The organism is Azospirillum canadense (genome assembly GCF_025961225.1).
In the GTDB taxonomy this organism is placed as follows: domain Bacteria; phylum Pseudomonadota; class Alphaproteobacteria; order Azospirillales; family Azospirillaceae; genus Azospirillum; species Azospirillum canadense.
Genome location: NZ_JAOQNG010000006.1, coordinates 236,201 through 242,500 on the forward strand (window position 1 = coordinate 236,201; position 6,300 = coordinate 242,500).

Annotated in this window: 4 protein-coding genes, 2 rRNA genes and 1 pseudogene (1 of these 7 running past the window's edge); 4 read left to right on the plus strand and 3 right to left on the minus strand. The window is 61.0% G+C overall.

Features of this window, described 5'->3' with window-relative positions; all coding sequences use genetic code 11:
* Positions 1–18 precede the first annotated feature (18 nt).
* The 4 genes from M2351_RS27785 (at position 19) to M2351_RS27800 (ending at position 4,991) form a co-directional block, all read left to right on the plus strand.
* The gene (locus M2351_RS27785; protein ID WP_264659280.1) at positions 19–1,278 is read left to right on the plus strand and encodes an SGNH/GDSL hydrolase family protein; all 1,260 of its coding nucleotides are present in this window, start codon (positions 19–21) and stop codon (positions 1,276–1,278) included.
* A gap of 221 nt (positions 1,279–1,499) precedes the next feature.
* Positions 1,500–2,558, plus strand: coding sequence for a TylF/MycF family methyltransferase (locus M2351_RS27790; protein WP_264659281.1), 1,059 nt, complete (start codon positions 1,500–1,502; stop codon positions 2,556–2,558).
* Between the two features lie 26 nt (positions 2,559–2,584).
* Complete coding sequence (locus M2351_RS27795; protein WP_264659282.1) at positions 2,585–3,484, plus strand: class I SAM-dependent methyltransferase; 900 nt, start codon at positions 2,585–2,587, stop codon at positions 3,482–3,484.
* 214 nt (positions 3,485–3,698) lie between these two features.
* Entirely contained in the window at positions 3,699–4,991 is a 1,293-nt protein-coding gene (locus M2351_RS27800; RefSeq protein WP_264659283.1) for a nucleotide sugar dehydrogenase, read from the plus strand.
* A gap of 126 nt (positions 4,992–5,117) precedes the next feature.
* On the opposite strand, the pseudogene M2351_RS45285 reads toward M2351_RS27800, so the two are convergent.
* From M2351_RS45285 to M2351_RS27810, 3 genes and pseudogenes are all read right to left on the minus strand, one after another.
* A pseudogene (locus M2351_RS45285) lies at positions 5,118–5,213 on the minus strand (hypothetical protein); the annotation flags it as partial.
* A 110-nt stretch (positions 5,214–5,323) separates the two neighbouring features.
* Positions 5,324–5,439, minus strand: a 5S ribosomal RNA gene (rrf, locus tag M2351_RS27805).
* Between the two features lie 124 nt (positions 5,440–5,563).
* Positions 5,564–6,300 (minus strand): 23S ribosomal RNA (locus M2351_RS27810); it runs 2,009 nt beyond the window's last position.

Genomic DNA, 6,300 nt, shown 5'->3' on the forward strand with positions numbered 1-6,300 from the left:
CCAACGCCGAAAGCCATCATGAATATCGCGCTGATCGTGCCCGTGAATTCCTCTGGTCAAGAGGCCCTAAACCAGAGGCTTTCAGGACTGCGCACCCGGTTTCCCAACGCAACGATCGATGTGCTGACGTTGGAAGAGGCCCGTGATCTTAGCCGGTACGAGCGGATTGCCTGTTTCGCAGAAGACGACAGGACGTTGGATAGTAACCCGCACCGATGCGTCCGGGTGACCAGCGTTGGTCAGGTTCTGCCCGCAAAAGGCGTTGCCGTTAGTCTGGACGATTATCCCGATCTGGAAACGCACCCCTTCAATCGCAACGGCCCACGTGGCCGTAGCGACCTGGATTTCGCTTGTTTCCATTATTTTCCATATGGCTATTTGTATCGGCTGGTCGGGCTCGGCCCGATCAATGCCTTCGGCCATCGCATCATGGCCGACTTGCGAGCCCTCGAGAACCGGAACCCCGACCATCGCGTCATCGCCTGCTTCGGCGGGTCAACGGTCTGGAGCATCTGCACCACGTATGAGCAATCCTTCCCGGCCGTGCTTGAGCGGGAACTCAACGCCCATGCCAAGCAGGCTGGCAGCAATCGATCTTACACCGTTCTGAATTTTGGCGTCCCTGGGGCGGTGGTTCTGAACTCCATCCAGCAGTTCATGCTGTTCGCCGCCGCGTTGAGGCCGGATTATGTGATCGCCCATGACGGGGTGAACGACCTTTTCTACTCATGCACGTCCGATCCTTGGCTTTTGGAGAACCATGCGATCACCTACCAGCAGCAACTGGAGCTGTGGGCGGCGATGCTGCATCAGCCGGACTTCGACAAGGATCCCAACCTCGGTGGGCCGATTGGGCAGCCGACCGACACCTCTCCGGGCCTTATGTTGAAGGCCTATGTGCGTCGGAAGCGCGAGTTCATGACCCTCTGCCGGGCTTTTGGCAGCCGGTTCATCTGGGCCACTCAGCCGTTTGCCTGGAGCAAAAGCGCTCTGTCGCCTGCGGAGCGGTCGCGGATTTACGGCAAGAACGATGGCCCCATCGCCTATGCACACGAATTCCGCGTGGTGCGGGCGATGTTCGACTTGCTGCGCCCGCGCTTGGCCAGCATGGGAGCCGACCACGCCGTCGATTTCGATGAACGCTTCGGGTCCCTGGGTGCGGAAAACACCGTCATGGCGGACATGGTGCACCTGAACGCCGATGGTGACGATCTGCTGGCAAGGCACTATGTTGAAGTTCTTTTGGACTTGGAACACCCTACGGCAACCAAATCATAATCCGGAGAATGTTTATGGGGAAAATGCCTGAAGAAGGGGAGTTGCTGGATTTGTTCTCCGCGTGTCGAGCGGAGAGCATCGCACGCGACCTTCCACATTCATCGTTTTACTTCACGCATATGATGGAGCATTTTTTGGCTTGCGGCCGGCGGGAAGATGGGGTGCGGTCCGAACGCGCATCGCCCTTTGTCTATGCGATGCAGTAAGGACCTCAACCAACCATGATCAAGCCTTCCGCTCGGCTGGTGCAGCTCACGCGCTTTTTCGAGGACTCCGGCCACGGATGGCGGGCCCCCCTGCCGGCTTTGGTCGGCTCGCCGGATAGTGTCGAGTGGCCGACCGGGTCAGGTCTGCGCCTGTTCGAGAACGGGCAGGAGCTCGGGCCTGGTCATGCGCCGCATGACTCGATTCGGAGCGAAGGCATGGGGCGCTACAGCCACTGGGGCAGCGAGCTCTGGTTTTCCGCCTCCGATAACTCGGACCCACGGCAGAACGGTCGCGTCTACCATATCCTGGCGGAGCCCGACGAGCGCCTCGCCCGGCTTTTCGGCATTTCCGCCTCCCTGTCCGATGTCGCTCCAGACGACCGAGTGGCCCTGCATCACTGCATTCGCCGCTTCGCGATGGCTGTCGACCCCCAATTCCTGATCCCGGATCATGGGCGCCGGATGGAGTCGGACGAGCCTTTCCTAGATCGGGTTGCTCAATTCCGGTCCTCCGGGGACAGCGCCATGGTGTTCGATCGACGCTATGCGCTCAAGGAGTTGGCGAAGCTGACGGATGGCGTGCCAGGCGCCTTTGCGGAATGCGGTGTCCATGCCGGTGCTAGCGCAATCCACTTGGCACATTTCATTCGCGAACGTGGTCAACCCCGCGACCTCCACCTGTTCGACTCCTTCCAGGGTCTGTCGCCTCCCACGCAGGAGGACGGAGCGTGCTGGCGAGAGGGCGATTTGGCGGTTGGGATTGAGGTGGTGCAACGCAACCTGACCGGCTTCTCTGGGGTGCATCTCCACGCGGGCTGGATCCCAGAGCGGTTCCCTGAAGTTGCCGACCGGCAATTCGCCTTTGTGCACATCGACGTCGACCTGTACGAACCGACGTGGCAGTCCCTGGAGTTCTTCTATCCCCGGCTGGCGCCTGGTGGGCTTCTGGTGTGCGATGATTACGGCTTTGCGACCTGCCCCGGCGCGACCAAGGCGATGGACACCTGGTTTGCCGATCGGCCGGAAGCCATCGTAAACTTGCCGTCTGGCGGCGCCTTCATCATCAAGCGATAACACTCCCGCCCTCACGGAGCTCCGAGATGTCCACCCCGCGCAATCCGCATTTTGATGACAACCGCGTCGTCTGGTCTGATGAGTTCAGCGGCCTGTACGAGCCGATTCCCTATGACGTCCAGTTTGACGATCAGTGGCGCTTATTCCTGGAGCGAACGGTCGGCTTTTGTGATCATACCGGCGTCGAAATATCCGACGATTTTATCGACGACCGGATTTACGAGCTGACTGGCGTGAGCAGTTATCTTGCATCCCGCAAGGGAGAAACGCGCCCCGACAAAAACCGCGATATTGGGGGGCGGCTGTTCCTCGAACCAAAGTTCCCGATTGATTTCTTCGCTGGCAAACACTGCCTGGATGTCGGCTGCGGAGCCGGCCGGTGGACTAAGACCTTGATGGCGCTGGGAGCAAAGGTCAAGTCAACGGACGTCTCGCAACATGGGCTTTTGTCGACACGGCGTATCAACGACGATGTCGATGAATTGAACCTTTTTGATATCCTCGAGAAAAAGCCAAACCTGCAGAGCGCTTTTGATTTCACGCTGTGCTGGGGCGTCCTCATGTGCACTCATGATCCTTACCTGGCATTCCGCAACGTGGCATCAACAGTGCGGCCGGGCGGCCATTTCTACACGATGGTTTATGCGCCGACCTATCACTCATCAGAGTTTGTTCTGAATGCGCGTCGACGTTTCCATCAAGAGGCGCGTAGCAACGAAGAAAAACTGGCGTTTGCCTATAAACTTTCCGATGTTCCTGAAAACGCCATCAATCTTCTTGATATGCTGAACACCTTCTACAATTGGACTATTCCTGAGGAAGTCGTGACGGATTGGTATCGCAAGGCGGGATTCGAAGATATTGTAGTTCTCAACAAGCACGAACCACACAATTGTGGGTGGCATGTCTTGGGAAAAAAGAAGTAAGCGCACCACCTGGGCGCATCGCGAAATGCAAGCCGTGTCGGGCGCTGATATCGTTGCAGTGATGTTGACGCCCGGCAGTGCATAATGCCAACCGCAAAGCGATGTGGCTTGTCGGCTGTTTGGCGAGGCGCCCAATCATCAATCGGCGCTGCATCCCGGACACGTTGACGGTTGCTTTGCTCTCTTTGGTGCTCCTTAAGGAAGCTTTCCTGCTATGACTCACTCGCGCCGCATCTCGGTGATTGGACTCGGCTACGTCGGCCTGCCGGTGGCTGTCGCGTTCGGCCAGACGGGCGTTCCCGTCATCGCTTTCGACATCGACGCGCGGCGCATCGCCGCGTTGAGGGAGGGGCATGACCACACAGGCGAGGTGCCGGACGCGGATCTGGCGGACGCCCGCTTGCACCTGACCGCCGACCCGGCCGATTTGGCGCAAGCCGACTTCCACATCGTCACTGTGCCGACTCCGATCGACGACGCGCGGCGCCCGGATCTGCGTCCGCTGCTCTCCGCCAGCCGCACCGTCGGCCGGCACCTGAAGCGCGGCGATGTGGTGGTCTACGAATCCACCGTCTATCCCGGCGCCACCGAGATGGACTGCGTGCCGGTCCTTGAGGCGGAGTCGGGCTTGGTCTACGGGCGGGACTTCACCGTCGGCTACTCGCCGGAGCGCATCAACCCCGGCGACAAGGAGCACCGGTTCGAGACGATCACCAAGGTCGTCTCCGGATCTGACCCGGCGACGCGGGAACTCGTCGCCGCGGTTTACGGCAGCGTGGTGAAGGCCGGTGTACACGAGGCCGCCTCCATCGCCGTGGCGGAGGCCGCCAAGGTGATCGAGAACACGCAGCGTGACGTCAACATCGCGCTGATGAACGAGCTGGCGGTGATCTTCCACCGCTTGGGCATCGACACCCGCGACGTGCTGGCCGCCGCCGGCACCAAGTGGAACTTCCTGAAGTTCCAGCCGGGCTTGGTCGGCGGCCACTGCATCGGCGTCGACCCCTATTACCTGACCCACCGGGCCGAGCAGCTGGGCCACAACCCGGAGGTCATCCTGGCCGGCCGGCGCATCAACGACACCATGGGCCAGTACGTGGCTCAGGAAACAGTTAAGCGGCTGCTGCGCGCCCGCGGCGGGCAGACCGGTCCGCTGCGCGCCACGGTGCTGGGGCTCACCTTCAAGGAGGACGTGCCCGACATCCGCAACACCCGCGTCGTGGACATCGTGGCGGAGCTGAAAAGCTTCGGCGTGGAGGTGGCGGTGCACGACCCGCTGGCCTCAGCCGACGAGGTCGCGCACGAATACGGCCTCGCGCTGACCCCGCGCGGCGCATTGCCGCCGGCCGACGCCGTGGTGTTGGCCGTTCCCCACGCCGCCTACCGGGCCGAGGGCTGGGGGCTGGTCACCGGCCTGCTGAAGGACGGCCGTGGCCTCGTGATGGACGTGAAGGGGCTGCTCGACCGCGGCGCGGTGCCGAACGACGTGGAGTTGTGGCGGCTTTAACATCTTCCCCACGGCTAAAGCCAAGGGATTTCCAAAAGGAGCCTTGGCCACCCTTTTCAGTTCGCGCTTCGACGGGCGCCCAACGGCGGCCCTCGGCGCGGGCTGTGTTCCAGCCCTCAGGATGTTGCGGGCGGCGTTCGTGTCGGCGTTTGCCGTGTGCCCGCAATATCCACAGCGGAACGTCGCCTGGTTCTCGCGACTTACCTTGTCCTTTCCGAACACGACAAAGCCGGCGCTCCTGTGGGGAGCGCCGGCTTTTGATGTGTTCGTGAAGACATGCAAGTGACGGGTTCGGCCTGTCCGGGCGGGTTGGCTTGGCGTGTGCCGTGGTGACCTGGCGGCGACCTACTCTCCCACGTCTTGAGACGCAGTACCATCGGCGCTGAGGCGTTTCACGGCCGAGTTCGGCATGGGATCGGGTGTTGGGAGCCTCGCCATGACCACCAGGTCACCAAGGCACACGCGAGCCATCCAACCGGACGGGCTTGTTTGATCGTTGAGGACGTTTGCTCTTGCGGCGGAGTTGCGGTGTTTTGTGTGTGGGCTGGCCGCTGCGCGTGGGCACGCGCGGTGGGATCAAGCCGATCGAGCGATTAGTAAGGCTCAGCTTCGGGCGTTGCCGCCCGTCCACATGCCTCCTATCGACGTGATGGTCTGTCACGGCTCTCAAGGGAGTTCTGGTTTAGAGGTGGGTTTCCCGCTTAGATGCTTTCAGCGGTTATCCCGTCCATACTTAGCCACCCGGCGATGCGACTGGCGTCACAACCGGTCCACCAGAGGTATGTCCATCCCGGTCCTCTCGTACTAGGGACAGATCCTCGCAAAACTCCGACACCCACGGCAGATAGGGACCGAACTGTCTCACGACGTTCTAAACCCAGCTCACGTACCACTTTAATCGGCGAACAGCCGAACCCTTGGGACCTGCTCCAGCCCCAGGATGTGATGAGCCGACATCGAGGTGCCAAACGACTCCGTCGATATGGACTCTTGGGAGTCATCAGCCTGTTATCCCCGGCGTACCTTTTATCCGTTGAGCGATGGCCCGTCCACGTGGGACCACCGGATCACTATGGCCGACTTTCGTCTCTGCTCGACTTGTCGGTCTCGCAGTCAGGCTGGCTTATGCCATTGCACTCGTCGAGCGATTTCCGACCGCTCTGAGCCAACCATCGCGCGCCTCCGTTACACTTTGGGAGGCGACCGCCCCAGTCAAACTACCCGCCATGCAGGGTCCCGAACCCGGATCACGGGTCGCGGTTAGATGCCAGAGACCTCAAGGGTGGTATTTCAAGGATGGCTCCACCCG

Excerpts from the sequence above, each read along its gene's own strand:
- M2351_RS27785 (WP_264659280.1), top strand. The coding sequence starts at position 19 with ATGAATATCGCGCTGATCGTGCCCGTGAATTCCTCTGGTCAAGAGGCC.
- M2351_RS27790 (WP_264659281.1), top strand. The coding sequence starts at position 1,500 with ATGATCAAGCCTTCCGCTCGGCTGGTGCAGCTCACGCGCTTTTTCGAG.
- M2351_RS27795 (WP_264659282.1), top strand. The coding sequence starts at position 2,585 with ATGTCCACCCCGCGCAATCCGCATTTTGATGACAACCGCGTCGTCTGG.
- M2351_RS27800 (WP_264659283.1), top strand. The coding sequence starts at position 3,699 with ATGACTCACTCGCGCCGCATCTCGGTGATTGGACTCGGCTACGTCGGC.